Source organism: Pantoea sp. X-Soil-TKNS-1207 (assembly GCF_059730485.1).
Map to the genome: position 1 here is coordinate 3,177,944 of NZ_AP035958.1, position 26,413 is coordinate 3,204,356.

A 26,413-nucleotide genomic window follows, 5' to 3' on the forward strand; every position below is an offset into this window, starting at 1 on the left:
ATCGATCTCATTGGCGCTTAACTTAACGGCGAACTGTGACAGCCACATCGCGGCCAGATGACAACAGGATGACAGCAGCGCGAACTGCTGTCGGCAGGGAATTACAGCATCAGGAAGGCATAGCCTTCGTTTTGCAGGGTGGCGACGGTGGTGCCGCTGGAGAGCGTATGGGTGACCATCGGATCGATCCATTCACGTTCCAGCTGATGAAACGCCACCGACTGATCGCAGATGGAGACCTTCACCCCGGCCTTTTCCAGTTCTCCGATCAGCTTCAGATTAGGGTTATCCACGCCGTAGGCCTTGCGGAACTGCTCATTATTCAGCGCGGCAGGCACCGCATCGCTATTAATCGAGACGACGAATTTCAGCTGATCGAGCGGCACACCCGCGGCGTAATAGAGGTTAGTCACGCGCGCCACGCGCTCCAGCCCGAGGTTCGGTTGCCGGATATCGCCTTCGCTGCGGTTAATCTGAAACACGATTTTATTGCTCAGGCCCGGCGTGCTGGCCGGGTTGTAAGCCGGGGTGTTCACAAAATGGATCTTGCCGTAGCCGTCGATAGCCGGGGTGCTCCAGAAATCGGCCGGTTCAGTTTTCTTATCCGCAAACCTGTCGCTGACTTTATCGACAAGATCGGGAAGCTGGAGCACGTTGCCGCCAACAAAACCGGCCAGTGCCGCAACAACAATATATGTAGCTGGACGCATCTCACCTCTCCTCAACTATCACCAGAATGCCTGTTACATTTGCAGCCACGCATAGCCCTGATTTTCCAGCGTCGACACCGTGGTCGGGCTGGAAAGCGCATGGATGACCGATTTGTCGATCCAGTCATTGGGATAGTGATGGAACGCCACTGACTGATCGCACACCGAGACCTTCACCCCCTGCTGATTCAGCTCAGCAATCAACGGCAGATTGGGGTTGTCTGTGCCGTAAAATTTTTTGAAATGCGCGTTATCCAGCATCGCCGGGGTCGCATCCCCGGTGACGGAGACCACAAAGTGCAGCTGGTCAGCCGGGATGCCTGAGGCGATATACAGATTAACCACCCGCGCGACGCGCTCCAGCCCAAGGTTAGGCCGGGCAATATCCCCTTCATTTTTCGTCAGCTGAAACACAATCTTGTTGCTCAGCCCGGCGACCGGCTTGAACGCGGCATCCGCTTCGTAGTGAATTTTGCCGTAGCCCTCAATGCCTGGCGTGCTCCAGAAGCCTTCAGGGTCACTCGGCGGTGAAGAAAAATGGCTGGCAACGCGCTGATAAAGGTCGTCGCTTTTGCTGACCACCGCACCGACAAAACCACCCAAAATCGCAATCAGGGCATACGAGACAACAGAACGCATAGGAACTCTCCGGGGATGCACTGCGCTTAAATTCACAGTCCGTTTGAATAAAGTCCTTTATCTATACCACAGCGGAAGGAGGGCAAAAGCCGTGGGATTTCAGGGTGCATGGCGTTTTAATTGCAGAAAAAATAATTAGGCAGGCTAATTGAATAACAGCGTTGATGGAGGCCAGCGCGGGAGTTGAAAAATGGCTGGACAGAAGTTTACCGCCGCAGCGAAGTTGTCATGACAATTTTCAGCGTTAAAATATGACCATCCTATTTTGCAGTGCGCTGCTTAACGTTGTGAGTCACGATAAAATGCGTCAATGGATAAAACGGGCCAGTTCCGCTTCTGCGGCGTTATTTTTCAGAGTAAACCTGGAAAAGTTCATGCCAACATCAATTATTTTGAGTAACTTTACCTATCTTTAATTTCAGCCCGGCAAAAATCGTCGATGCAGGAGACCTTTGCCTTATTCAAAATTTTGCTGTTTTGCCCACCGGCGTCCGGCAACATTTTGCATTTATCCCCAGTGCCTGCCCGCTTGCTTGTCCTGTCAGTGTGGTTAAGATAAAGAGCCTGCATTGATGGAAAATATGCAGAACATTTGCACCACCTACCTGTCCAATTTCAGGTCACTTTCTACAGGATCATGGCATGTTTAACCGGTTGAAGAAATCAGTGCTGGCGGCCCTCATTCCTGCGCTGCTTCTCACGCCTGCGCTAAGCGTCAGGGCTGACGTGAGCGATGATTCCCTGCCCGATATGGGCACCACGGCGGGTGCGACGCTTTCCATTAATCAGGAACTGCAAATTGGCGATTTTTATGTGCGCCAGCTGCGTGCCAGCGCTCCGCTGATTAACGATCCCTTGCTGAATCAATACATCAACCAGCTCGGGCAGCGTCTGGTGGCTCATGCCAATTCCGTGCGCACCCCGTTTCATTTCTACCTGATTCAGAATGACGAGCTAAACGCCTTTGCCTTCTTCGGCGGCAACGTGGTGTTGCACTCCTCGCTGTTTCGCTTTACCGATAATGAAAGCCAGCTGGCGTCGGTGATGGCGCACGAAATCTCCCACGTCACTCAGCGCCATCTGGCGCGCGCGATGGAAGAACAGAAACGCAATGCTCCGCTTACCTGGGTGGGTGCGCTGGGTTCGATTCTGCTGGCGATTGCCAATCCACAGGCCGGTATGGCCGGACTGATGGGCACCCTCGCCGGGACGCAGCAGGGGATGATCAGTTTTACCCAAAGCAATGAACAGGAAGCCGACCGCATCGGCATTCAGGTGTTGCAGCGCGCCGGGTTTGATCCGCAGGCGATGCCCAATTTCCTGCAAAAGCTGGCGGATCAGAGCCGCTTCTCATCCAAGCCGCCGGAAATTCTGCTGACCCACCCGTTGCCCGATAGCCGTCTGGCCGATGCGCGCAACCGCGCTAACCAGATGCGTCCGGTGGTGGTGCAGTCATCCCAGGATTACTACATGGCGAAGGTTCGCTCGCTCGGCATGTATGCCACCGGCCAGAATCAACTGACCGATGATCTGCTGGATCAATTCGCCAAAGGCAACACCCGCGAGCAGCAGGCATCGCAGTACGGTAAAGCGGTGCAGTTTTTACAGGCGAAAAGTTTTGCTAACGCGAAAAAAATCATCGCGCCCCTGCTGGCGAAACAGCCGGATAACGTCTGGTTTCTCGATATCATGACCGACATCGATATTGGCCTGAATCAGCCGCAACAGGCCATCACGCTGCTGAGCAGCGCCAAAGGCAGTAGCAGCAACCCGGTGATTCAGCTCAACCTGGCGAACGCCTACGTGGAAGCCAAACAACCCGCCAATGCCAGCCGGGTTCTCTATCGTTATACCTTCTCGCATCCGGATGATCCGAACGGCTGGGATTTGCTGGCGCAGGCATCGGCGGCGCAGGGGCTGCGTGATGAGGAGCTGTCGGCACGCGCGGAAGGCCTGGCGCTGAACGGCCAGATGGATCAGGCGATCACCACGCTGAGCAGCGCCAGCGCCCAGGTGCCGCTCGGCAGCCTGAAACAGGCGCGTTATGATGCGCGCATCGATCAATTCCGTGAACTGCAAAAACGCTTCCGTCAGTATCAAAAAGGATCTTAATCATGGTGACCATTTATCATAATCCCCGTTGCAGCAAGAGTCGCGCAACCCTGGCGCTGCTGCAACAGCAGGGAGTGCAGCCGGACGTGGTGCTGTATCTGGAGACACCGCCTGACGTGGCGACGCTGAAAACGCTACTGAAACAGCTCGGCATGAGCAGCGCGCGTGAACTGATGCGGCGGAAAGAGGAGCTGTATAAAACGCTGGATTTAGCCAACCCGGCGCTGACCGAGGCCGCGTTATTACAGGCGATGGTCGACAATCCCAAACTGATCGAACGTCCGATTGTGATTAATGGGCAACAGGCGCGGCTGGGCCGCCCGCCGGAAGCGGTGCTGGAGATTGTTTAAAGCCCCAGCGCTTCCTTGACGAACGGAATGGTGAGTTTGCGTTGCGCGCTGATCGAGGCGCGATCGAGCCGATCCAGCGTATCAAACAGGGTCCGCATCTCACGGTCGAGGCGTTTCAGCAGGAAGCGCCCGACATCTTCCGGCAGCTCAAAACCGCGCAGGCCGGCACGCAGCTGCATCGCCTGCAATTTGTCTTCATCCGACAGCGGTTGTAAGCGGTAGATCTGGCCCCAGTCGAGGCGCGACGCCAGATCCGGCAGTCCCAGATTCAGTTGCCGCGGCGGACGATCGCCGGTGATCAGCAGGCGGGTTTTGCCGATTTCCAGAATGCGGTTGTAGAGATCAAAGATCGCCATCTCCCACTCCGCCTCTCCGGCAATGCATTCAATATTATCGATGCACACCAGCGCCAGATGCTCCATGCCTTCCAGCACTTCCGGCACGAACCAGGTACGTTTATCCAGCGGCACATAGCCCACGGCTTCACCGCGCGCCGACATCTCGGCGCAGGCCGCGTGCAGCAGATGGCTGCGGCCGCCGCCTTCGCGTGACCAGAAATAAAGATAGCTGCCGTGTTGCTGGACCAGCGCGCCCTGTAGCGCGGCTAAAAGGGACGGATTTTCCCCCGGCCAGAAACTGGCGAAGGTTTCGTCATCAGGTAAGTAAAGTGGCAATGAAAGCTGTGCCGGCGTGTTCAGAAGCACCTCAGCGTATGAACGGGCAGAAAACCGGGCAAGTCTATCACGATCCTTGCCGGAGATGAACCGGGCTTCCCTGCCCGGCTAACGCGCTTAGGATTCGCGTTGCTCTTCGGCATCCAGCACCACTTCTTCCGGCCGTAACAGGCTGATTACGCGGAAGATCAGGCTGAGCGCCACACCGACGATGGTCGCCAGCGCCATGCCTTTCAGCTCGGCGGCGCCGATATGCACTTTGGCGCCGCTGACGCCGATGATCAGGATCACCGAGGTGAGGATCAGATTCTGCGCTTTGTTGTAATCCACTTTAGATTCAATCAGTACGCGGATACCCGAGGCGCCAATCACGCCGTACAGCAGCAGCGACACGCCGCCCATCACCGGCACCGGGATCGCCTGAATGGCCGCGGCCAGCTTGCCGACGCAGGAGAGCAGGATCGCCAGAATCGCCGCACCGCCAATCACCCAGGTGCTGTAGACGCGGGTAATCGCCATCACGCCGATGTTCTCGCCGTAGGTGGTGTTCGGCGTGGAGCCGAAGAATCCGGAGATCATGGTCGAGAGGCCGTTAGCGAACATCGAGCGATGCAGGCCCGGATCGCGGATCAGATCTTTCTTGACGATATTCGCCGTCACCACCAGGTGACCAACGTGCTCGGCGATCACCACCAGCGCCGCTGGCAGGATGGTCAGCATCGCCGCCCATTCGAAGCGCGGGGTGTAGAAAGTCGGCAGCGCGAACCACGGGGCATTGACCACCGAGCTCCAGTTGACGATACCCATAAAGGAAGAGAGCGCGTAGCCCACCAGTACGCCGATCAGAATCGGGATAATGGCGAAGAAACCGCGGAACAGTACCGAACCGAACACGGTAACGCCCAGCGTGACCATAGAAATAAAGATGGTGGTGCTATCCGGTGAGGTGCCGTCAGCCGGCAGCAGACCCGCCATATTGGCTGCCACACCCGCCAGCTCCAGACCGATCACCGCCACAATCGCGCCCATCGCCGCAGGCGGGAACATCACGTCCAGCCAGCCGGTACCGGCTTTTTTCACAATCAGCGCCACAACGCAGAACAGAAAACCGCAGAGGATAAAGCCACCCAGCGCCACTTCATAACCGAGCGGCAGCAGCAATAACACCGGCGAAATAAAAGCAAAGCTCGAGCCGAGATAGGCCGGGATTTTGCCTTTACAGATAAACAGATACAGCAGGGTGCCGACGCCGTTAAACAGCAGCACCGTGGCCGGGTTGATATGGAACAGAATCGGTACCAGTACGGTGGCACCAAACATCGCGAACAGATGCTGCAAGCTGAGTGGAATGGTTTTGAGCAGCGGCGGTCGTTCGTTAACGCCGATGGCGCGACGAGTCATCATTTATCCCCTTGAGTTGTGTTGTGCTTTTTTGCCAAAAAAAAGCCGACTCTCTGGCCGGCTGCTTTATTTATTTTGTTCCGAAAATCTTATCGCCGGCATCGCCGAGGCCAGGAATAATGTATCCCTTCTCGTTCAGCCCTTTGTCGATGGATGCGGTGTACAGCTCAACGTCCGGATGCGCTTTCTCCAGGGCGGCAATGCCTTCCGGCGCTGCCACCAGCACCAGCACCTTGATACTGGTGCAACCGGCTTTTTTCAGCAGGTCGATGGTGGCGATCATGGAACCGCCGGTCGCCAGCATCGGATCAACCACCAGCGCCATGCGTTCTTCAATGTTCGAGACCAGCTTCTGGAAGTACGGTACCGGCTCCAGCGTCTCTTCATCACGATAGACGCCCACCACGCTGATGCGCGCGCTCGGGACGTGCTCCAGCACCCCTTCCATCATGCCGAGACCGGCACGCAGAATCGGCACCACGGTAATTTTTTTACCTTTGATTTGTTCGATTTCTACCGGGCCATTCCAGCCTTCGATAGTGACGCGTTCGGTTGCCAGGTCGGCCGTGGCTTCATAAGTCAGCAGACTTCCCACTTCCGAGGCCAGCTCGCGGAACCGCTTGGTGCTGACATCATGCTCACGCATCAGACCCAGTTTATGTTTGACCAGCGGGTGTTTGACTTCCACGATCTTCATGAGTGTTCTCCCGGAATTGAGTTGAGCGAAAAAAAAATCGCGGGATTATACCGCCTTTTTTCCGCTGCGCCATATGTCATTGGTCAATACAACGCGCTGCTGGCGCTGAGATTAAGGATTGGCTAAAAACCGGTACTGTGCAAAGGCGGCGTGAGATGGGACTCGCAAACGTTTGCCTGCGCTGGTAGAATTGCGGCGCTTTATTTTAACCACCAACCGCAACTCGCGTGGGGATTCCGCAGTGACCGACAAGACCTCTCTCAGCTACAAAGACGCCGGTGTTGATATTGATGCTGGTAACGCTCTGGTTGACCGCATTAAAGGCGTAGTGAAAAAGACCCGCCGCCCGGAAGTTATGGGTGGACTGGGCGGCTTTGGCGCGCTTTGTGCGCTGCCGCAGAAATACCGCGAGCCAGTGCTGGTCTCCGGCACCGACGGCGTCGGCACCAAGCTGCGTCTGGCGATGGATCTTAAGCGCCACGACAGCATCGGCATCGACCTGGTAGCGATGTGCGTGAACGATCTGGTGGTACAAGGCGCGGAGCCGCTGTTCTTCCTCGATTACTACGCCACCGGCAAACTGGATGTGGAAACCGCTTCTGCGGTGATCACCGGTATCGCCGAAGGTTGTCTGCAATCCGGTTGTGCGCTGGTGGGCGGTGAAACCGCTGAGATGCCAGGCATGTACCACGGCGAAGATTACGACGTGGCCGGTTTCTGCGTTGGCGTGGTGGAAAAATCAGAGATCATTGACGGTTCGAAAGTGCAGGATGGCGACGTGCTGATCGCGCTGGGTTCCAGCGGCCCGCACTCGAACGGTTACTCACTGGTGCGTAAGATCCTCGAAGTGAGCCAGACCAACCCGGAAAGCAAACAGCTGGAAGGCAAATCGCTCGCCGATCATCTGCTGGCGCCGACCCGTATCTACGTGAAAAACATCCTCAGCCTGATTGAACAGGTTGATGTACACGCCATTGCTCACCTCACCGGTGGCGGTTTCTGGGAAAACATTCCGCGCGTACTGCCGGATAACACTCAGGCCGTTCTGGAAGAGAGCAGCTGGCAGTGGCCAGCGGTGTTCAACTGGCTGCAACAGGCCGGTAACGTCAGCCGTCACGAAATGTACCGCACCTTCAACTGTGGCGTGGGCATGGTGATTGCGCTGAGCGCAGCGGAAGCAGACAAAGCGGTACAGCTGATGACTGACGCAGGCGAGCAGGCGTGGAAAATCGGTGTGATTAAAGCGTCTGACTCTGATGAGCGTGTGGTCATCAATCCATGAAAAAACTGGTTGTACTGATCTCCGGCAACGGCAGCAATCTTCAGTCCATCCTTGACGCCTGCGCAAGCGGGCGTATTAACGGCAGCGTCGCTGCCGTTTTCAGTAATAAGGCGGCTGCGCTGGGCTTAGCCCGTGCGCAGGAAGCCGGTGTGCCAGCCCATGCGCTGGCCGCCAGCGAATTTGCCGACCGTGAAGCCTTTGATCGCCAGCTGATGCAGGAGATTGATGCTTACGCGCCGGATCTGGTGGTGCTGGCGGGTTATATGCGCATTCTCAGCAGTGCGTTTGTCGCCCATTATCACGATCGCCTGGTCAACATCCACCCTTCCCTGCTGCCGAAATATCCCGGCCTGCATACCCATCGTCAGGCGCTGCAAAACGGCGACCAGGAGCACGGCACCTCGGTGCATTTTGTGACCGACGAGCTGGATGGCGGTCCGATTGTGTTGCAGGCGCGCGTCCCGGTGTTTTCTGACGACACCGAAGAGGACGTCACCGCCCGCGTGCAACATCAGGAACATGCGATTTATCCGCTGGTGATTAGCTGGTTTGTTGAAGGTCGTTTGCAGATGCGTGCAGGCGCTGCCTGGCTGGATGGTCAGCCGCTGCCGCCGCAGGGCTATGCGCACGATTGATTGAATTCTGGCAGGATTCGTAGCAGCGCGGTTTTTAAAACGGTGCGCATTTATGCGCACCGGACCAATTTAGCCAAATCTCCCGGTAATATACTCTTCCGTCCGCCGCGCCTTCGGCGAGGTAAAGATGCGATCCGTCTCATCAAATTCTACCAGCTGCCCGTTATGCATAAACGCGGTGTAATCTGACACGCGCGCCGCCTGCTGCATGTTGTGGGTCACCAGCACCAGCGTAAAATGCTGCTTTAGCGTGGTCATCAACTCTTCAATCACCAGCGTCGAGATCGGGTCCAGCGCCGAGGTCGGCTCATCCAGCAGCAACACTTCCGGCTCAATGGCGATGGCGCGCGCAATCACCAGCCGCTGCTGCTGGCCGGTGGAGAGCGTCAGGGCATTTTGTCCCAGCTGATCTTTCACCTCGCTCCACAAAGCGGCAGCGCGCAAAGCGCGTTCGCAGGCTTCATTCAACACCCGACGATCGCGTACGCCCTGCAAGCGCAGGCCGTAGACCACGTTTTCATAGATCGATTTGGGAAACGGGTTCGGGCGCTGAAATACCATGCCAATGCGGCGACGTAGCGCCGCCAGATCCTGCCCCGGATGCATAATCGCGTGATCGCCCAACAGGATCTCGCCTTCCACCCGGCAGCGATCGATCACATCGTTCATGCGATTAAAGCAGCGCAGCAGCGTCGATTTGCCGCAGCCGGACGGGCCGATCAGCGCCGTGATGCGATTTTTCGGCACCTGAAAAACAATGTTGTTCAGCGCCTGGCGTTCGCCATACCACAGCGAAAGCTGATTAACCTGGAGGGCGATGTCGTAATCGGGCGTCATGTGTAAAACCTTTTAGTGCGTCATTAGCCGGTAACGCTCGCGCAGGCGATGGCGCAGGGCCATCGCCAGCAGGTTGAGCGACAGGATGATCACCACCAGCAACAAGGCGGTGGCGTAAACCAGCGGTCGATCAGCGTCGATATTCGGGCTTTGAAACGCCAGATCGTAAATCTGAAAACCGAGGTGCATAAATTTGCGGTCAAGATGCAGGTAAGGGAACACCGCATCAACGGGCAGCTCCGGCACCATTTTCACCACCCCGACCAGCATCAGCGGCGCGGTTTCGCCGGCGGCACGCGCCACCGCCAGAATCAGGCCAGTGAGCATTGCCGGTACCGCCAGCGGCAGCACCACGCGCCACAGGGTTTCCGCCTGAGTCGCCCCCAGCGCCAGCGACCCCTGGCGCAGACTGTCCGGGATGCGTGACAACCCTTCCTCGGTGGCGACAATCACCACCGGCAGCGTCAACAGCGCCAGCGTCAGCGCCGCCCACAGCAAGCCCGGCGTGCCGAACGTGGGATTGGGCAAGGCGCGGGCGTAAAATAGCTGGTCGATGGTGCCGCCAATCAGCCAGACAAAAAAGCCGAGGCCAAAAACGCCATAGACAATCGATGGCACGCCAGCCAGATTCACCACCGCGATGCGTACCAGTCGGGTCAGCGCGTTGCGTCCGGCATATTCATGCAGCCACAGCGCGGCGATCACGCCCAGCGGCATCACGATCACCGACATCAGCAACACCATCAACACCGTGCCAAAAATCGCCGGGAATGCGCCGCTTTCGCTCTGCCCCGCCGCCGGAGAATCGCTGACAAACTGCCAGACCTGGCTGAAGAAATGATGCAGTTTCTGGCCGAGGCTCATGTTATTTGGATACCAGGCGGCGACAATCTGCGCCAGCGGAATCAGATGATCCTGCCCCTCCACATCGCGCAGCACCAGCGTATCGCGGCGGCTTTCACTTTGCAGCTGCGCCAGCTGCGTCCCCAGCGCGCTAAAGCGGCGTTGCAGGGCGGCGCTGTTGGCATCAAATTCCGACTGGCGCCGCAGACTGAACTGCCCGTTACGCTGCTGTTCTTCCGCCTGCTGCTCCAGGCTTTCCAGCTGCGCATTCAGCCGCGCCATCTCGATACGGCGGATCTGGCTGGCCTGGCGCAGCTGGTCATGCACCTGCGCCAGCCGCTGATGCAGCAGCGCATCGCGATCGCGCGCCGTCAGCACCTCATTGTCTTCACGCAGCTCGATAAACCAGCCATAGGCGTTGCCGCCGCTGCGACGTTGCAGCACCATCACATCCTTTGGCTGACGGGTTTTTGCCTGCGTCAGGCTATCGATAACGCGAAAATCAGGCGGCGCAAAGTCGCGGTTGCCGGTTTTCACTACATAACGCCAGCCGCTGCCATGCGGTTCACGGCGCAGGGTTTCGCCCAGCACCATCACCGGCTGGCCGTCGGGCGGCTGAAACTGATATTGATCGACCGCCTGCGGCCAGAAAGCGCGTATCCCCTGCCATGCCAGCAGGCCAATCAGCAGGGTAAATGCCAGCAAACAGACGGCAACGGCACCGGCGGTCAGCCAGCGCCAGCGATCATTTTGGCGCATTGCGTTCATCCCTGTCCCTCATGCTGGCTGTAACGCTGGCGCAGGCGCTGACGGATAACCTCCGCCACCGTGTTAATTACCAGGGTAAAAATCAGCAGGATCAGCGCGCTCAGGAACAAAATACGATAGTGGGCGCTGCCCGCCGCGGCTTCCGGCATCTCAATAGCGATATTGGCTGACAGCGCACGCAATCCGGCGAACAACCCGCCTTCGCTTACCGGCGTGTTGCCGGTTGCCATCAGTACGATCATGGTTTCGCCCAACGCACGACCAAAGCCAATCATCAGGGCGGCGAAGATACCCGCCGAGGCGCCGGGCAGCACCACGCGCGTCAGGGTTTGCCACGGCGTGGCCCCTAGCGCCAGCGAACCCTGGCCGAGGGATACCGGCACGCTGAACAACGCGTCTTCGGATAAGGTAAAAATCAGCGGCACCAGCGCGAAACCCATCGCCAGCGCGGCCACCAGCAGGTTGCGCTGTTCGTAATGGGCGAGGCGTTCGCCCATATCCGGCCAGCAATGGGTTGGCAGCCACAGCGTCAGCAGCGTGACCACCAGCAGAATCGGCAACAGCAGCAGCACCTCATAGCCCGGCTGACGCCAGCGCACCGGCAGACGCGGGCTGAGCAGCCCGCACAGCAGCAGCGTGGCCGCCAGCACCAGCGGCAGCAGCAATACGCCAATCAACGCGTTGCTGATATGCGGCGCCAGCCATACCCCGGCAATCAACCCGATGACCACGCTCGGCAGCGCCCCCATCATCTCAATCCCCGGTTTCACCCAGCGACGCAGGCCTGGCGTCATAAACCAGGCGGTGTACATCGCCGCCGCCAGCGCCAGCGGCGTGGCGAACAGCAGCGCCAGGCTGGCAGCTTTCAGCGTGCCGATCACCATCGGCATCAGGCTGAACTTGGCCTGATAGCTGTCGCCCGCGGCAGTGGATTGCCAGACCCAGTCCGGCCGCGGATAGTTTTCATACCAGATTTTCTGCCACAGATTGCGCCAGCTGACATCCGGCCAGGGCGCGTCGAGGTGCAGGCGCTGCCACTCTCCGGCGCGCTCAACCACCAGCGTGTCGCCACCCGGGGAGAATGCCGCCGCCTGAATGCCGGGAGCGAGTTTACGCGTGGCGATCGGTCCCGGCTGCTTACTGGCGAACAGGCTGATCTCGCCCTGCGCATTGGCGGTGGCGAACACCCGGCGATTGGGTTCGGTCACCAGCAGCGTCGCTGCCGCACTGGCGGTAAAGGTGTGGATCTCCTGCAAACGCGGCCCCTGCGCACCGGTGATGGCAAACCACTGGCTGACGCCGCGCGCATCCTGAATCAGCAGCGTGCGTCCTCCCGCCAGCAAATGCAGGCTGTGCGGACGCTGAGTCAGGGTTTGTGTTTCCCGCAACTGCGCGCCGTCGGCGCTGATTTGCCAGACGCGCAGCAGACGACCTTCGCTGGTATACAGCAGGCCGCCGTCGGGGGAGAGTAACAAGTGATCGGCGTGCTGCTGCGATAACGCTATCTGGCGGACAGTGCGGGACTTATCCAGCGTCAGCAGGATAATACCGGCTGCGGTTTGCGCGGCAATGCGCCATTGATTGTCGCCAGCGGTCGCCAGCGCCATCTGCGACACCGCGCCCTGGGGAAGATGCAGCGGGCGATCGCCGAGCGGAAAACGCCATTCGCCGCTGCCGTTGCTGATGATCGGCTGCATCAGCAGCAGATCCCCCTGCATATTCAGCAGCAGGCTGGTGTGGTCGGCGCTCTGCACCACCGCATCCGGTTTGCCGTTGAGCGCCAGCGCGGGTTCCGCGGGCTGCCCATCCAGCGGAATAAAGCGGGCTTCGTTCCGGCTGACGCGCCAGCCGAGATTGCCATCGCTACCCAGCGCCAGCACCGGTGCCTTGTCCCACAGCTGCTGACTGGCAACCACCTGCATACCTGGCGTGCTGAAAAGCGGCAGCACCACCCAGATCAACCAGAAAAATAGCAGTAACATCAGCACCAGAATCCCCACGCCGCAGGCGGTGACAACGCGCTTTACCCACCGGTCAATGGCGCGGCGGCGGCGATCGCTAAAATGGACGGGAATTCTTGTTATGCTCATGCAGATAAGGGCTACTTGCGAAAATAAAGCGCTATGTTGCCCGTAGCTGGTTGATAAGACAACCGTTGGCGTTGGACAAGCCTGCCATACTCTCGCCATAATGGTGACGGACACTGAGCGAAACAGCGCAAAAGCGCCTTTCGCCGGACACCTCGTCCAGCAACAGCATCACGGAGTCAGAATGGGTCAGGATAAGCTGTATATAGAAAAAGAATTAAGCTGGTTATCGTTCAACGAACGCGTGTTACAGGAAGCAGCGGACAAAAGTAATCCGCTCATTGAGCGTATGCGCTTCCTCGGCATCTATTCGAACAACCTTGATGAGTTCTATAAAGTTCGCTTTGCCGATTTAAAACGCCGCATTCTGATTGGTGAAGAACAGGGTTCTGCCAGCTTACCGCGCCATTTGCTGAAGAAAATCCAGCTGCGGGTACTGAAATCCGATCAGGAATTTGATGCCCTGTATAACGATTTGCTGCTGGAGATGGCGCGTAATCAGATCTTCCTGATCAACGAACGTCAGTTGTCGCCCAATCAGCAGGTATGGCTGCGCTACTACTTTAAGCATCAGCTGCGCCAGCACATCACCCCAATCCTGCTCAATCACGACACCGATTTAATTGAATTTCTGAAAGACGATTACACCTATCTGGCGGTGGAGATTATCCGCGGGGATGACAAGCGTTATGCGCTGCTGGAGATCCCGTCGGATAAAGTGCCGCGTTTTGTCAATCTGCCGGCAGAATCCCCGCGCCGTCGCAAGCCGATGATTCTGCTGGACAATATTCTGCGTTATTGCCTCGACGACATCTTTAAAGGCTTCTTTGATTACGATGCGCTGAATGCCTACTCGATGAAGATGACGCGCGATGCCGAGTACGATCTGGTTACCGAGATGGAATCGAGCCTGCTGGAACTGATGTCCTCCAGCCTGAAACAGCGTCTCAATGCCGAGCCAGTGCGCTTTGTTTACCAGCGTGATATGCCCGATACCATGGTGGAGCTGCTGCGCCATAAACTCTCCATCTCCAACTACGATTCGGTGGTGCCGGGCGGCCGTTATCACAACTTCAAAGATTTCATCGGTTTCCCGAACGTCGGCAAAAGCAACCTGGTTAATCGCCCGCTGCCGCAGATCCGCCACGGCGGCTTTGAGGGCTTCCGTAACGGCTTTGATGCGATTCGTAATCGGGACGTGCTGCTTTATTACCCGTACCACACCTTTGAACACGTACTGGAGCTGCTGCGTCAGGCGTCGTTTGACCCGAACGTGCTGGCGATCAAAATCAACATTTACCGCGTGGCGAAGAACTCCCGCATCATTGATGCGATGATTCACGCCGCCTATAACGGTAAGAAAGTGACGGTGGTGGTAGAGTTGCAGGCGCGCTTCGATGAAGAAGCCAACATCCACTGGGCGAAACGTCTGACCGAAGCGGGCGTGCACGTTATCTTCTCTGCGCCAGGTCTGAAAATTCACGCCAAACTGTTCCTGATTTCCCGCCGTGAAGGTTCGGAGATTGTGCGCTACGCGCATATCGGTACCGGAAACTTTAACGAGAAGACCGCGCGCATTTATACTGACTATTCATTGCTGACCGCAGATGCGCGAATCACCAACGAAGTGCGTCGGGTGTTTAACTTTATTGAGAACCCCTATCGCCCGGTGAGTTTCGACCATCTTATGGTGTCGCCGCAAAACTCGCGCAGTATGCTTTATCAGTTGATTGATAAAGAGATTGCCAACGCACAGCAGGGAATTCCAGCGGGCATTACGCTGAAAATCAACAACCTGGTGGATAACGGTCTGGTCGATCGGTTGTACACTGCGTCATCGGCGGGGGTAAAAGTGAATCTGCTGGTGCGCGGCATGTGCTCGCTGATCCCGGATTTACCTGGCATCAGCGAAAATATTCGCGTGATTAGCATCGTTGACCGCTACCTTGAACATGACCGCGTCTATATTTTCGAAAACGGCGGCGATCATAAAGTGTTCCTCTCCTCTGCGGACTGGATGACACGCAATATCGATTACCGTATTGAAGTGGCAGTGTCGATTCTGGATCCGCGGCTGAAACAGCGCATCCTGGATATCATCGCCATCCTGTTTAGCGATACGGTGAAAGCCCGCATCGTAGACAAAGAGCTGAGTAACCGTTATGTGCCGCGCGGCAACCGCAAGAAAGTGCGTTCGCAGCTGGCGATCTACGATTACATCAAGAAACTGGAACAACCTGAATAATTCCTATGCCAATTTCCCATAAGAGTACGCCTAAGCCTCAGGAGTTTGCGGCCATCGACCTTGGCTCCAACAGTTTCCACATGGTCATTGCCCGTGTGGTAGATGGCGCGATGCAGGTGCTGGGGCGACTCAAGCAGCGTGTGCATCTGGCCGATGGGCTGGATGCCAGAAATTGCCTGAGCGAAGAGGCAATCCAGCGCGGGCTGAGCTGCCTGGCGCTGTTTGCCGAGCGCTTACAGGGGTTCAGCCCGGCGAATGTCACTATCGTCGGGACCCATACGCTGCGTCAGGCGATCAACGCGGAAGAGTTTTTGCAACGCGCGGCGGATGTCATCCCCTACCCGATTGAAGTGATATCCGGGAATGAGGAAGCGCGTCTGATCTTTATGGGCGTGGAACATACTCAGCCAGAGAAAGGCCGCAAGCTGGTGATCGACATTGGCGGCGGTTCGACGGAACTGGTGATCGGCGAGGATTTCGAACCACAACTGGTGGAAAGCCGCCGGATGGGTTGCGTCAGCTTCGCCCAGCTCTATTTCCCGAAAGGCGAAATCTCGCCGGAGAACTTCCGTCGTGCGCGTCTGGCGGCGGCACAAAAGCTGGAAACCCTGGCATGGCAGTATCGTCTGCACGGCTGGCAATATGCGCTGGGGGCGTCCGGCACCATCAAAGCCGCCTGTGAAGTGCTGCTGGCGATGGGTGAGAAAGAGAAGCTGATTACCCCGGAGCGACTGGACCAGCTTTACAGCGAAGTGATTAAGCATAAATCTTTCGCCGCATTAAGCCTGCCGGGTCTGTCTGAGGAGCGCAAGGCGGTGTTTGTGCCTGGCCTGGCGATTCTTTGCGGCGTATTTGATGCGCTGGCGATTCGCGAGCTGCGCCTGTCTGACGGCGCGCTGCGTGAAGGCGTGCTGTACGAAATGGAAGGCCGTTTCCGCCATCAGGATATCCGCAGTCGCACGGCGCAAAGCCTGGCGAATCACTACGCCATCGACAACGATCAGGCACGCCGCGTGCTGGAAACCACCGAGCAGCTGTATCTGCAATGGCGCGATCAGAATCCGAAGCTGGCAAATCCGCAGCTGGCGGCGCTGCTGAAATGGGCGGCGACGCTGCACGAAGTCGGGTTGACCATCAACCACAGCGGGATGCAGCGCCACTCCGCCTATATCCTGCAAAACACCAACATGCCGGGTTTTAATCAGGATCAACAGATGCTGCTGGCGATGCTGGTACGCTTCCACCGTAAGGCGGTGAAGGTGGATGAGATGCCACGCTTTACCTTGTTTAAGAAGAAGCAATTCCTGCCGCTGGTCTTCCTGCTGCGTCTCGGCACCCTGCTGAATAATCAACGCCAGGCCACCACGCGCCCGGATGCGCTGAAGCTGAGCACCGATGACGGCCACTGGACGCTGACCTTCCCGACTGGCTACTTCAGCCAGAATACGCTGGTGCAGCTGGATCTGGAGCGCGAGCAAAGCTACTGGAACGAAGTGACCGGCTGGAATCTGATTTTGCAAGAGGAGTAAACGCGGGCTGAGCGCCCGTGCAAATCAATGATGACCGATCGTCCTGATAATTATTTCGCGGAAAAATATGGCCTGACGCCACCGCATTCGGAAGTGCTGGAAGCGCTGCCCAAACTCACGCCCGGTAAGGCGCTGGATTTGGGCTGTGGGCAGGGCCGCAACAGCCTGTTCCTCAATCAGCACGGGTTTGATGTCACCGGCTGGGACAGCAACCCGCAGAGTCTGGCGCGTCTTCAGCAGATTATCGCTGAGGAGCAGTTGCAAAATATTCGCGCGGAAGCCTGCGACCTGAACCAGGTGCGTTTTAACGGCGATTACCAGCTGGTGCTCTCGACGGTGGTGATGATGTTTCTGCAACCGCAGACCATCCCACAGTTGATAGCCGATATGCAGGCCAGCACGCTGAAATATGGCTATAACCTGATCGTCGCGGCAATGCATACCGACGATTATCCTAACCCGCTCAATTTCCCGTTCACCTTCCAGTCCGGCGAGTTAAGCAACTACTATCGCAACTGGCATATCGTGAAATATAACGAGCATGTCGGTGAGCTGCATCGCCGCGATGAGCATGGCCAGCGCATTCGCTGCCGCTTCGCCACGCTGCTGGCACAAAAAGCCAGTTACTAAGCCAGGCCGCTACGGCGGCCGCTTTAACCTTTTCTGCTCATTTTTCACACAGCGATTGATTTAACGATCTAAGTATGACTAAATGTTGCAACCGCCCGACAGGGTATCAACAGGAACCACCCCGCGTGAATAACGCTTTCCCCGCACGAAGACGTCCCAAAACCGGCAGTATGACGCGCATTGTTTTGCTGATCAGTTTCTTTATTTTGGTTGGTCGTCTGATTTTCACCATTCCTGGTGCCATTGAGCATCATCAGCAAAAGAAAACCGTCCCTGAGCCGGTGACACAAAGCACTGACGATACGCGTTAAGGAATTTGCGGATCGCGGCTTCTTCAACATTATCCGTTGCGATAATGCTACTTGTTACGGCCTGTTTACCCGTAACCCGCTACACTTCGACCTGACATTTACAGACACAAGGGACGCGTTATGTCTGCTTTGCATGCGCAACAACTGACTGAAACCCGCCATCGCATTCTCAACCTGCTGCTCTCTCAACACGATCTGGTGGATGTTCTGCTGGATAAATCGGTTGATCTGTCAGCCAGTGAGCTGAAGGAGATTAACGGCTGGCGTCAGCAGCTGGAGAGCGATCTGCAAATGCTCCATGCGGCGGATTTGGCCGATATCCTCGAAGCGCTTCCGCAGGAGGAGCGCCAGGCGCTGTGGCGTTTAGTCCCCTGTGAACAACGCGGCCGGGTGCTGGTTGAAGCCTCGGAAACCGTCTGGGCCAGCCTTACCGAAGGGATGAGCGATCGCGAGATTCTGCGCGCCATCCAGCCACTGGATGTTGACGACCAGGCCTATCTGGCACGCTATCTGCCACGCGATCTCACCGGCCGACTGTTAACCACGCTGGATCCCAGCCAGCGCGCGCATGTGCTCAGCGTGGTGGATTTCGACCGCGATCGCGTGGGCCGCATCATGGATTTCAATATCCTGACGGTCCGCGCCGATGTCACGCTGGCGACGGTACAACGCTTTCTGCGTCAGCGTAAAACCATGCCGGACGGCACCGACAAGTTGTTTATCACCGATAAAAGCAATCAATTGCTGGGCGAGCTGCCGCTCACCACTATTCTGCTCAATCCCCCCGAGGCGCGGGTAGAGGCAGTAATGAATGCCAGGCCCACCACTTTCCAGCTCAACGATAAAGCCGAAGACGCCGCAGGCGCCTTTGAGCGTTATAACCTGATTTCTGCCGCCGTTACCGACGCCAAAGGTAAGCTGATTGGCCGCGTGATCGTTGAAGACGTGATTGACCTCGTCAACGAAGAGAATGAGAGCAACATCCGTAAAATGGGCGGCATCAGCCAGGAAGAGGATGTGTTCGCGCCGGTTCGCAAAGCGGTGAGCAAGCGCTGGACATGGCTGGCGATCAACCTGTGCACCGCGTTTGTCGCCTCGCGCGTTATCGGCCTGTTTGAAGAGACCATTTCGCAGCTGGTGGCGCTCGCCACCCTGATGCCGATTGTCGCCGGGATCGGCGGCAATACCGGCAATCAAACCATTACCATGATTGTGCGCGCGCTGGCCCTGCATCAGGTTGAACCGGGCAACTTTTCGTTTCTGATCCTGCGTGAACTCGGCGTCGCCCTGCTCAATGGCGTGTTCTGGGGCGGCATTATGGGCGGTGTGACCTGGATGATGTACGACAACCTGGCGCTCGGCGGCGTGATGATGCTGGCGATGGTGCTAAATCTGTTGCTGGCCGCGCTGATGGGCGTGCTGATCCCGCTGGTCATGACCAAACTGAAGCGCGATCCCGCCGTCGGCTCCAGCGTGCTGATTACCGCCATTACCGATACCGGCGGTTTTTTTATCTTTCTCGGACTCGCCACGCTGTTTTTGCTGCATCATTAACTTTCGCATAACCTGAGTCTGGCCGCTAAAATCAGCCGATACCATTAATCGAACGGGAGCAGTGGAATGTTTAACGTGGATGATTTCGTGCAGTCGAAAACCGGTGGTCCAAAGATGTTAGTGCTGCGGGTAGAAGGCGATACCCTGTGGTGCGCGCGCGTGGATGATGCTGCAAAGAAAGAGATTCAGGTAAAGGCTGACAGCGTCAATCTTTACCACGAAGACGGTGACTTCGGCGTGTGCTGATAGCCTCGCCGGGTGCTTAACCCGGCGGATTATCCTGTTGCAGATTGTCGCTGCCCAGGCCGCCAATAAACGGCAGCCGCAGCCGCAGCGGCGAAAAACTCAGCCCCATACTCAGGCCCAGCACGTTCAGTTCAAATCCCTCTTCCGCCCCCAGGGTGACACCCGCCACGCCGAGGATCGACACCTGAATCCCCCGCCCTGACGGTGGCAAGCCGATCGGACGCCACAACGGACGATAATCTTTGCCCAGCGCGTTCGCCGGTAAATCCAGTTTCAGCGCTGGCACTTCACGACCAATATGAGCGAGGAAGGTGTTGCTGTTTGGCCCAGGCCAGGCGTGATAGGTCTCAGGCCACGGGTAGGATTTAATTGCCGCTTCAATCTGCGGAATCATCGCCTGCGCTTCCGCTCCGCGATGATCGACCAGCAACCTTGGCCGTGCGCCGTACCAGTAACCATCCGGCAGATTCGCGTTGTGCCGCACCTTGTCGCCGCTGCCCCAGCTGATCACCTCGTAGCGGTGATAATGCGTTTCGCCAGCGCGTTTAAAGATGATCCACGGATGCACCGCCACCGCGCCCTTCCAGCCGTAAGTCGGTGCGGCATACACCTGCACAATGGCTTCGGCGGCATAGCGCTGCGGATCCGGTGCAATACCCGCGGAATCACGTCGTGCCGACCACCAGCCGCCGCTTTCGTTGCTTAGCTCGCCGTTGCGTGTGGCCTGCGCCAGACTGGCACACAGCGACAGCAGGATGATGGCAACCACAAACAGGGAAAATGCCTTAAAGGTGAGCATAGCGATATCCGAAGAGAGCGTGGCAGGATGCTGAATTCTTGTTCAGAAATTGCATCCTCTGGCATTCGCGGTCTGAAGTCAATGCATCGCGCGTGCCACGCCTGCCAGACAGCGCTACGTTTTCGGGGTCAGCTTTAAGAAACGCATCATGCAGGGCCGCCGCTCGGAGGTAAAAAGCAGACGATTGTCATCAGTCATATCGCGCAGTTCTGGCAGATGGCTGGTTGCACGGTCGATACGTTCAACCCTTTCGATGCTAAAGAGCGGGTCCGCATTGCGCAGCAACGCGCTATATTTGGTCAGAAAATCATCCACCCAGTTATGAACTTCGATAATGATGGTGCAGTGTTTAAGTTTTTCTAAGAAAGCGGCGCTCAGCAATTCAAATTCAAATCCTTCGATATCGATTAATACCAGCGCACGCTGCAACTCTGCCGCTGATAATGACGCCAGGCTTTGTTCATTCGCTTCACCCAGGATTTGCACACTGCCCGGCGCGTGATTGCGTTGCCAGTTCGCCAGAATCGTTTCCCGGCCTTTTTCTGACTGCTCAAAACAGATGCAGCGTTTAATTTTTTTCGATACCAGCATCCCGATGGCGTAATAACCATCCGCAGCGCCAATATCGATAAAATGAGAAAAGTGATCTTCGGGCAGCGCGTCAATGTAGTCCAGCAACTCCTTTTCATACAGCCCAAGACACTGAGAACCTAAATCGAGTTTGCCCCACCAGGTTTCCCGATTTAAACGCATCCCGTTAAACGGACCATATTTCACCCGGCCATCGACCGAATCAAACACCTCCAGAGAGATTCTCTCCTGCCTTTCACGCACCGTCTCTTGTTGCCACAAGGCACGCTGTTCGGCGGTGGCCTGTTCCGCTCTGGCGATCATCGGTGCGAAATAGTGTTTTTCCGCCGCGATAAGTTCTTCAATATTCATTTCACTCTCCAGATAAGCCGGGGCCGTTATTCACACGCCAGTTTCTGCTGTTCACGCGCAACTTCATCCCAGAAGGTGCTAAACAGATAACCCACCCCAACCTCTTCAAATTTCACACCCGACGCTTTTAATAATCGATTCAGTTCAGGCAAATGATAATAAGGAATGCCGGGCATAATGTGATGTTCACAATGGTAATTCATATTGGAATATAAAAACGCCAGCCACATCGGCAGCTTTATGGTGCGGGAATGCCCTAATGGCCCGATATCTTTTTGTTCTTCAAGACCAAGATGTTGCGCCTGCGCCAGCATACGATTAGGCAGCTGACAGGAAAACTGCGCGATAAACCAGGCCAGCACCACCACCGCGCTTTGCGTAGCGAGATAAATCGCCAGATAAATAATCATATTCAGCGCAATCACTTCGATGGCGGCCCGCTGAATATTCGCTCTGATCGTAGCAAACGACGCCGGAATAATACCCACGGCATTTTTAATGGTATAAGTCACCTTACGCCACATAAAGGTGTAATCGAAAAGGGCATAGCGAATAATATTTGCCCGGCTCCAGTTCTGAAAACTGTGCCCTTCCTCATCATCATCACTGAAGGTTTTACTGTGATGGCGCATATGGCTGGCTTCGAAAAATGCCCGATTATTGAATGTCACCGCCGCGGAAAAGCGAAACAATAACTGGTTGGCGCGCTTTGAGGAAAATACGCGTTTGTGAAACAGCTCATGGGCATAACCGGCATAACCCCAGAAGCTATGGACAAAACCGAGCAGCAAAATAGTCAAAACCAGCAACAGAAAATGCTGCTGCGTTTTGAATAACAAAAATATCAGGAACAACTCAATTGCAAGGCGCAGGGCGACATGAGCAGTGGCGATCCAGTTATTGGTCGCTGACAACGCCCGCAGAGTGCTTTTATCAATCACGTCGGTAATGCGCATGGTTTTCTCCGCTTAAAATCCCACAAAGGAAAATGCGCACAACGAGTTTTTCACATGGAATATTTTAAGATCATCGCGGGTATGCAGATAGTCTGTGACATCACTGTGAATACCGGACGCATAATCATGCCAGATCACCACGCCTTTGCTGACGGCCTGCAAAGCGTTTTCCGTGTCGCTTTTAATAATATCGAAGGCGTGTCCGCCATCGACAAACACATAATCCAGTTCGCCGAATGTCTGGAGGAAATTAACCTGGGTGGAGTCTTTTTTGATCAGGTGAACTCTGGCGCGCTGCTCGGTGGTTAAATTTTCCAGATACACGGCGCCTTCAATCGATTGCGTGTGACGCAGGAAATCATCGTTCACATCGCCATCGGTTAAGATCTTGTCGCTGTCGAACTGGGTTTCCAGGCAGGCATCATCGGGCAAATCGAGCGAATAGAGAGTGGCCGTGCTGTTCATCGCCAGCACCGTGGTGGAATAGCCGAGGTAAGTACCCACTTCGAGCAGCTTTTTCGGCAGGGTGATTTTCAGCAGGCTCAGCAGGACAATCTGATCCACCAGCGTAATGCTGCCAATTTCTACCGGCGGGAAAAGCGTGGAGATTTTCTCATCATCGGAACAGGCGTTTTTCAGGTTTAGCAGATCTTTTAACTTTATCTCGTTGATACCGCTGCTGTAACCGGACAAAAAATCAATAACTGAACTGTTCACACCCCTCTCCTTTCACCTTAGGTCATCATCCTGCGCACCAGGATTCAGCCGCGTCTGGCTGGCATCGAGGGACAGAAGCACATTTTCGCTATATTAACGTTGCGACGGGAGAGACCGTGGGGTAAATAGCCGCCTGTTTTGGGGACAATTCAGGTGATTGGCGAGGATCAGAAAAAGTGGCAGGGAAAGGCGCGGAGCATCTGAAGCGAGAGCAGCAAGCCACACCGGGTGGCTTGCTGAAGGGGACTGACTTATTCCCACTCAATCGTCGCTGGCGGCTTACCAGAGATATCGTAAACCACGCGGGAAATGCCGTTCACTTCGTTGATGATGCGGTTGGACACGCGGCCGAGGAAATCGTACGGCAGGTGCGCCCAATGCGCGGTCATAAAGTCGATGGTTTCCACCGCACGCAGCGAAACTACCCAGTCATATTTACGGCCATCGCCCATCACGCCCACTGAACGCACTGGCAGGAATACGGTGAACGCCTGGCTGACTTTGTTGTAGAGATCCGCTTTATGCAGTTCTTCGATGAAGATGGCATCCGCACGACGCAGCAGGTCGCAGTACTCTTTCTTCACTTCGCCCAGCACGCGAACACCCAGGCCCGGACCCGGGAACGGGTGACGGTAGAGCATAGCGTACGGCAGACCGAGTTCCAGACCGATTTTGCGCACTTCGTCTTTGAACAGCTCTTTCAGCGGTTCCACCAGACCCAGCTTCATCTCTTTCGGCAGACCGCCCACGTTGTGGTGCGACTTGATCACATGCGCTTTGCCGGTGGCAGAGGCCGCTGATTCGATCACGTCCGGGTAGATGGTGCCCTGTGCCAGCCATTTAACGTCGGTCAGCTTGCTTGCTTCTTCGTCGAACACTTCAACGAATACGCGGCCGATGATTTTACGTTTCGCTTCCGGATCGTTTTCACCAGCCAGCGCGTCAAGGAAGCGCCCTTCTGCCGCCACATGGACGATGTTCAGACCGAAGTGGTCACCAAACATCTCCAGCACCTGATCCGCTTCGTTAAGACGCAGCAGGCCGTTATCGACGAATACGCAGGTCAGACTGTCGCCAATCGCACGGTGCAGCAGCATTGCGGTCACGGAGGAGTCCACGCCGCCCGACAGGCCGAGGATCACTTTGTCGTTGCCAACCTGCACGCGGATACGCTCAATCGCGTCTTCGATGATTTTCGCCGGGGTCCACAGCGCTTCACAGCCGCAGATATCACGCACAAAGCGCTCCAGCATACGCAGACCCTGACGGGTGTGAGTCACTTCCGGGTGGAACTGCACGCCGTAGAAACGCTTCTCTTCGTTCGCCATGATGGCAAACGGACAGGTTTCGGTGCTGGCAACGGTAACGAAGTCAGACGGGATCGCCGTCACTTTGTCGCCGTGGCTCATCCACACGTCCAGCAGCGGTTTGCCCGCGTCGCTGATGGCATCTTCGATGTCACGAACCAGCGCGCTCGGGGTTTTCACTTCAACCTGCGCGTAACCAAACTCACGCTCAGTCGAACCTTCAACCTTACCACCCAGCTGCATAGCCATGGTCTGCATACCGTAGCACACGCCCAGCACCGGCACGCCAGCGTTGAAGACGTATTCCGGCGCACGCGGGCTGTTCAGCTCAGTGGTGCTTTCCGGACCGCCAGAAAGGATGATGCCGTTCGGGTTGAACTGACGAATTTGCTCTTCGGTGACATCCCACGCCCAGAGTTCGCAGTAGACGCCCAGCTCACGCACGCGGCGCGCGACCAGTTGCGTATACTGAGAACCAAAATCGAGGATCAAAATGCGATGTTTATGAATATTTTCAGTCGTCATTGCGGCGTTTCCATGGGATGGACTTAATAATAAAAGCGCCCGGCTTAAGCCGGGCGGTAAATCTTACGGGATTATGAACCCATGCGGTAGTTCGGCGACTCTTTCGTGATGGTCACGTCATGCACATGGCTTTCAGAGATACCCGCGCCGCTGATGCGCACAAACTCCGCTTTGGTACGCAGTTCGTCGATGGTGCCGCAACCGGTCAGACCCATACAGGAGCGCAGGCCGCCCATCTGCTGGTGTACGATCTCTTTCAGACGGCCTTTGTAGGCAACGCGACCTTCGATACCTTCCGGTACCAGTTTGTCAGCGGCGTTATCGCTCTGGAAGTAACGGTCTGAGGAGCCTTTAGACATCGCGCCCAGTGAACCCATACCACGGTAGGATTTGAACGAACGGCCCTGATACAGCTCGATTTCGCCCGGAGATTCTTCCGTACCCGCCAGCATCGAACCCACCATCACCGCCGCCGCACCGGCTGCGATCGCTTTCGCGATGTCGCCAGAGAAACGGATACCGCCATCAGCGATAACCGGAATGCCGGTGCCTTCCAGCGCTTCAACCGCGTCGGACACGGCGGTGATCTGCGGAACGCCCACGCCAGTGACGATACGGGTCGTACAGATGGAGCCAGGGCCGATACCCACTTTAACCGCGCTCACACCCGCCTCTGCCAGCGCCAGGGCGCCAGCACCGGTAGCAACGTTGCCGCCGATGATTTCGAGGTCAGGGTATTTAGCACGGGTTTCACGGATACGCTGCAACACGCCTTCAGAGTGACCGTGAGAGGAGTCGATCAGCAGAACGTCAACGCCAGCGGCCACCAGCGCATCTACGCGCTCTTCGTTGCCCGCACCGGCACCTACCGCAGCACCGACGCGCAGACGACCCTGTGCATCTTTACAGGCGTTAGGTTTACGTTCCGCTTTCTGGAAATCTTTAACGGTGATCATGCCGAGCAGATGGAAGCTGTCGTCCACCACCAGCGCTTTCTCAACGCGTTTTTCGTGCATTTTCTGCAGAACCACGTCGCGCGCTTCGCCTTCTTTCACCGTAACCAGACGCTCTTTCGGCGTCATCACCGCAGAGACCGGCTGGCTCAGATCGGTAACGAAACGCACGTCACGACCGGTGATGATGCCCACCAGCTCGTTATCCGCGTTGACTACCGGGTAACCGGCAAAGCCGTTACGCTCGGTCAGGGCTTTGACATCTGCCAGCGGCGAGGTTGGCAGCACGGTTTGCGGATCGGTAACGACGCCACTTTCATGTTTCTTCACCTTGCGAACTTCTTCCGCCTGGCGCTCGATCGACATGTTTTTGTGGATAAAGCCCAGACCGCCTTCCTGTGCCAGGGCAATCGCCAGACCAGCTTCGGTCACGGTGTCCATAGCAGCGGAGAGCATAGGGATGTTCAGACGAATGTTTTTCGTCAGTTGAGTGCTGAGATCGGCCGTGTTAGGCAGAACGGTAGAATGAGCAGGAACGAGCAGAACGTCGTCGAATGTGAGTGCTTCTTTAGCGATTCTTAGCATGGCAATATCTCAACCTGGGGGTGAATGAGAACAGATAAAATATTGCCGCGGCATTATACAGGCCGAAATCGGTTGCCTC

Annotated in this window: 24 protein-coding genes; 10 read left to right on the forward strand and 14 right to left on the reverse strand. The window is 56.5% G+C overall.

Translation table 11 applies throughout. From position 1 onward, the window contains the following. Positions 1–101: 101 nt before the first annotated feature. Both AC6I8V_RS14820 and AC6I8V_RS14825 read right to left on the reverse strand, forming a co-directional pair. The gene (locus AC6I8V_RS14820; RefSeq protein WP_497843009.1) at positions 102–710 is read right to left on the reverse strand and encodes a DsrE family protein; all 609 of its coding nucleotides are present in this window, start codon (positions 708–710) and stop codon (positions 102–104) included. Between the two features lie 33 nt (positions 711–743). After that, positions 744–1,349 carry a DsrE family protein gene (locus tag AC6I8V_RS14825; protein ID WP_497843010.1) on the reverse strand — a complete coding sequence of 202 codons (606 nt, stop codon included), beginning with the start codon at positions 1,347–1,349 and terminating at the stop codon, positions 744–746. A 642-nt stretch (positions 1,350–1,991) separates the two neighbouring features. Between AC6I8V_RS14825 and bepA the strand changes: the two genes are divergently transcribed. Both bepA and arsC read left to right on the forward strand, forming a co-directional pair. Continuing rightward, positions 1,992–3,461, forward strand: a complete 1,470-nt coding sequence (gene bepA, locus AC6I8V_RS14830) for a beta-barrel assembly-enhancing protease (protein WP_497843011.1) — start codon at positions 1,992–1,994, stop codon at positions 3,459–3,461. A 2-nt stretch (positions 3,462–3,463) separates the two neighbouring features. Then, positions 3,464–3,811 (forward strand): arsenate reductase (glutaredoxin), encoded by a 348-nt coding sequence (arsC, locus tag AC6I8V_RS14835; RefSeq protein WP_497843012.1) that lies wholly within the window; start codon positions 3,464–3,466, stop codon positions 3,809–3,811. Here arsC and hda read toward each other — a convergent pair. The 3 genes from hda to upp all read right to left on the reverse strand — a co-directional run bounded on the left by hda (position 3,808) and on the right by upp (position 6,583). After that, positions 3,808–4,509 carry a DnaA inactivator Hda gene (hda, locus tag AC6I8V_RS14840; RefSeq protein ID WP_497845847.1) on the reverse strand — a complete coding sequence of 234 codons (702 nt, stop codon included), beginning with the start codon at positions 4,507–4,509 and terminating at the stop codon, positions 3,808–3,810. The two genes, arsC and hda, sit on opposite strands and share 4 nt — an antisense overlap. Positions 4,510–4,602: 93 nt before the next feature. Then, a complete protein-coding gene (gene uraA / locus AC6I8V_RS14845; protein WP_497845848.1) occupies positions 4,603–5,886 on the reverse strand; it encodes a uracil permease in 1,284 nt (427 codons plus the stop codon). A gap of 70 nt (positions 5,887–5,956) precedes the next feature. Beyond that, a complete protein-coding gene (gene upp, locus AC6I8V_RS14850) occupies positions 5,957–6,583 on the reverse strand; it encodes a uracil phosphoribosyltransferase (RefSeq protein WP_497843013.1) in 627 nt (208 codons plus the stop codon). Positions 6,584–6,824: 241 nt separating this feature from the next. Between upp and purM the strand changes: the two genes are divergently transcribed. Both purM and purN read left to right on the forward strand, forming a co-directional pair. Continuing rightward, on the forward strand, positions 6,825–7,865 hold the full coding sequence (gene purM / locus AC6I8V_RS14855; RefSeq protein WP_497843014.1) for a phosphoribosylformylglycinamidine cyclo-ligase: 1,041 nt from the start codon (positions 6,825–6,827) through the stop codon (positions 7,863–7,865). Beyond that, the gene (gene purN, locus AC6I8V_RS14860) at positions 7,862–8,500 is read left to right on the forward strand and encodes a phosphoribosylglycinamide formyltransferase (RefSeq protein ID WP_497843015.1); all 639 of its coding nucleotides are present in this window, start codon (positions 7,862–7,864) and stop codon (positions 8,498–8,500) included. Before purM ends, purN begins: the two co-directional genes overlap by 4 nt. A 69-nt stretch (positions 8,501–8,569) precedes the next feature. On the opposite strand, the gene pstB is transcribed toward purN, so the two are convergent. The 3 genes from pstB to AC6I8V_RS14875 are packed head-to-tail and all read right to left on the reverse strand — an operon-like array spanning position 8,570 to position 13,038. Beyond that, positions 8,570–9,337, reverse strand: coding sequence for a phosphate ABC transporter ATP-binding protein PstB (pstB, locus tag AC6I8V_RS14865; protein ID WP_497843016.1), 768 nt, complete (start codon positions 9,335–9,337; stop codon positions 8,570–8,572). Positions 9,338–9,349: 12 nt separating this feature from the next. Next, positions 9,350–10,948, reverse strand: a complete 1,599-nt coding sequence (gene pstA, locus AC6I8V_RS14870; protein ID WP_497843017.1) for a phosphate ABC transporter permease PstA — start codon at positions 10,946–10,948, stop codon at positions 9,350–9,352. Further along, positions 10,945–13,038 (reverse strand): ABC transporter permease subunit, encoded by a 2,094-nt coding sequence (locus AC6I8V_RS14875; protein WP_497843018.1) that lies wholly within the window; start codon positions 13,036–13,038, stop codon positions 10,945–10,947. The genes pstA and AC6I8V_RS14875 overlap by 4 nt, the downstream gene beginning before the upstream one ends. Positions 13,039–13,219: 181 nt before the next feature. On the opposite strand from AC6I8V_RS14875, the gene ppk1 reads away from it, so the two are divergent. The 6 genes from ppk1 to AC6I8V_RS14905 all read left to right on the forward strand — a co-directional run bounded on the left by ppk1 (position 13,220) and on the right by AC6I8V_RS14905 (position 19,550). Further along, positions 13,220–15,280: a polyphosphate kinase 1 gene (gene ppk1 / locus AC6I8V_RS14880; protein WP_497843019.1), complete on the forward strand. Its 2,061-nt coding sequence runs from the start codon at positions 13,220–13,222 to the stop codon at positions 15,278–15,280. Between the two features lie 5 nt (positions 15,281–15,285). Beyond that, positions 15,286–16,809: an exopolyphosphatase gene (ppx, locus tag AC6I8V_RS14885; RefSeq protein WP_497843020.1), complete on the forward strand. Its 1,524-nt coding sequence runs from the start codon at positions 15,286–15,288 to the stop codon at positions 16,807–16,809. A 30-nt stretch (positions 16,810–16,839) separates the two neighbouring features. After that, complete coding sequence (tehB, locus tag AC6I8V_RS14890) at positions 16,840–17,439, forward strand: tellurite resistance methyltransferase TehB (protein ID WP_497845849.1); 600 nt, start codon at positions 16,840–16,842, stop codon at positions 17,437–17,439. A gap of 125 nt (positions 17,440–17,564) precedes the next feature. Next, the gene (locus AC6I8V_RS14895; protein WP_497843021.1) at positions 17,565–17,750 is read left to right on the forward strand and encodes a YfgG family protein; all 186 of its coding nucleotides are present in this window, start codon (positions 17,565–17,567) and stop codon (positions 17,748–17,750) included. A 120-nt stretch (positions 17,751–17,870) separates the two neighbouring features. Then, complete coding sequence (gene mgtE, locus AC6I8V_RS14900) at positions 17,871–19,304, forward strand: magnesium transporter (RefSeq protein ID WP_497843022.1); 1,434 nt, start codon at positions 17,871–17,873, stop codon at positions 19,302–19,304. Positions 19,305–19,370: 66 nt separating this feature from the next. Then, positions 19,371–19,550 carry a GDFGVC terminal motif YodC-like protein gene (locus tag AC6I8V_RS14905; RefSeq protein ID WP_497843023.1) on the forward strand — a complete coding sequence of 60 codons (180 nt, stop codon included), beginning with the start codon at positions 19,371–19,373 and terminating at the stop codon, positions 19,548–19,550. Between the two features lie 16 nt (positions 19,551–19,566). Here AC6I8V_RS14905 and AC6I8V_RS14910 read toward each other — a convergent pair whose 3' ends face one another. The 6 genes from AC6I8V_RS14910 to guaB all read right to left on the reverse strand — a co-directional run bounded on the left by AC6I8V_RS14910 (position 19,567) and on the right by guaB (position 26,334). Beyond that, positions 19,567–20,349, reverse strand: coding sequence for a DUF3750 domain-containing protein (locus AC6I8V_RS14910; RefSeq protein ID WP_497843024.1), 783 nt, complete (start codon positions 20,347–20,349; stop codon positions 19,567–19,569). 114 nt (positions 20,350–20,463) lie between these two features. After that, entirely contained in the window at positions 20,464–21,291 is an 828-nt protein-coding gene (locus tag AC6I8V_RS14915; protein ID WP_497843025.1) for a hypothetical protein, read from the reverse strand. A 26-nt stretch (positions 21,292–21,317) separates the two neighbouring features. After that, positions 21,318–22,247 (reverse strand): fatty acid desaturase family protein, encoded by a 930-nt coding sequence (locus AC6I8V_RS14920; protein ID WP_497843026.1) that lies wholly within the window; start codon positions 22,245–22,247, stop codon positions 21,318–21,320. A gap of 12 nt (positions 22,248–22,259) precedes the next feature. Beyond that, a complete protein-coding gene (locus AC6I8V_RS14925; RefSeq protein WP_497843027.1) occupies positions 22,260–22,964 on the reverse strand; it encodes a class I SAM-dependent methyltransferase in 705 nt (234 codons plus the stop codon). A gap of 251 nt (positions 22,965–23,215) precedes the next feature. Continuing rightward, a complete protein-coding gene (gene guaA, locus AC6I8V_RS14930) occupies positions 23,216–24,796 on the reverse strand; it encodes a glutamine-hydrolyzing GMP synthase (RefSeq protein WP_497843028.1) in 1,581 nt (526 codons plus the stop codon). 71 nt (positions 24,797–24,867) lie between these two features. After that, positions 24,868–26,334 carry an IMP dehydrogenase gene (gene guaB / locus AC6I8V_RS14935; RefSeq protein WP_497843029.1) on the reverse strand — a complete coding sequence of 489 codons (1,467 nt, stop codon included), beginning with the start codon at positions 26,332–26,334 and terminating at the stop codon, positions 24,868–24,870. Positions 26,335–26,413: the final 79 nt, after the last annotated feature.

Bases quoted from the DNA above. Each gene is read 5' to 3' on its own strand.
- AC6I8V_RS14820 (WP_497843009.1), bottom strand. From the start codon at position 710: ATGCGTCCAGCTACATATATTGTTGTTGCGGCACTGGCCGGTTTTGTT.
- AC6I8V_RS14825 (WP_497843010.1), bottom strand. From the start codon at position 1,349: ATGCGTTCTGTTGTCTCGTATGCCCTGATTGCGATTTTGGGTGGTTTT.
- bepA (WP_497843011.1), top strand. From the start codon at position 1,992: ATGTTTAACCGGTTGAAGAAATCAGTGCTGGCGGCCCTCATTCCTGCG.
- arsC (WP_497843012.1), top strand. From the start codon at position 3,464: ATGGTGACCATTTATCATAATCCCCGTTGCAGCAAGAGTCGCGCAACC.
- uraA (WP_497845848.1), bottom strand. From the start codon at position 5,886: ATGACTCGTCGCGCCATCGGCGTTAACGAACGACCGCCGCTGCTCAAA.
- upp (WP_497843013.1), bottom strand. From the start codon at position 6,583: ATGAAGATCGTGGAAGTCAAACACCCGCTGGTCAAACATAAACTGGGT.
- purN (WP_497843015.1), top strand. From the start codon at position 7,862: ATGAAAAAACTGGTTGTACTGATCTCCGGCAACGGCAGCAATCTTCAG.
- pstB (WP_497843016.1), bottom strand. From the start codon at position 9,337: ATGACGCCCGATTACGACATCGCCCTCCAGGTTAATCAGCTTTCGCTG.
- pstA (WP_497843017.1), bottom strand. From the start codon at position 10,948: ATGAACGCAATGCGCCAAAATGATCGCTGGCGCTGGCTGACCGCCGGT.
- AC6I8V_RS14875 (WP_497843018.1), bottom strand. From the start codon at position 13,038: ATGAGCATAACAAGAATTCCCGTCCATTTTAGCGATCGCCGCCGCCGC.
- ppk1 (WP_497843019.1), top strand. From the start codon at position 13,220: ATGGGTCAGGATAAGCTGTATATAGAAAAAGAATTAAGCTGGTTATCG.
- ppx (WP_497843020.1), top strand. From the start codon at position 15,286: ATGCCAATTTCCCATAAGAGTACGCCTAAGCCTCAGGAGTTTGCGGCC.
- tehB (WP_497845849.1), top strand. From the start codon at position 16,840: ATGACCGATCGTCCTGATAATTATTTCGCGGAAAAATATGGCCTGACG.
- mgtE (WP_497843022.1), top strand. From the start codon at position 17,871: ATGTCTGCTTTGCATGCGCAACAACTGACTGAAACCCGCCATCGCATT.
- AC6I8V_RS14905 (WP_497843023.1), top strand. From the start codon at position 19,371: ATGTTTAACGTGGATGATTTCGTGCAGTCGAAAACCGGTGGTCCAAAG.
- AC6I8V_RS14910 (WP_497843024.1), bottom strand. From the start codon at position 20,349: ATGCTCACCTTTAAGGCATTTTCCCTGTTTGTGGTTGCCATCATCCTG.
- AC6I8V_RS14915 (WP_497843025.1), bottom strand. From the start codon at position 21,291: ATGAATATTGAAGAACTTATCGCGGCGGAAAAACACTATTTCGCACCG.
- AC6I8V_RS14920 (WP_497843026.1), bottom strand. From the start codon at position 22,247: ATGCGCATTACCGACGTGATTGATAAAAGCACTCTGCGGGCGTTGTCA.
- guaA (WP_497843028.1), bottom strand. From the start codon at position 24,796: ATGACGACTGAAAATATTCATAAACATCGCATTTTGATCCTCGATTTT.
- guaB (WP_497843029.1), bottom strand. From the start codon at position 26,334: ATGCTAAGAATCGCTAAAGAAGCACTCACATTCGACGACGTTCTGCTC.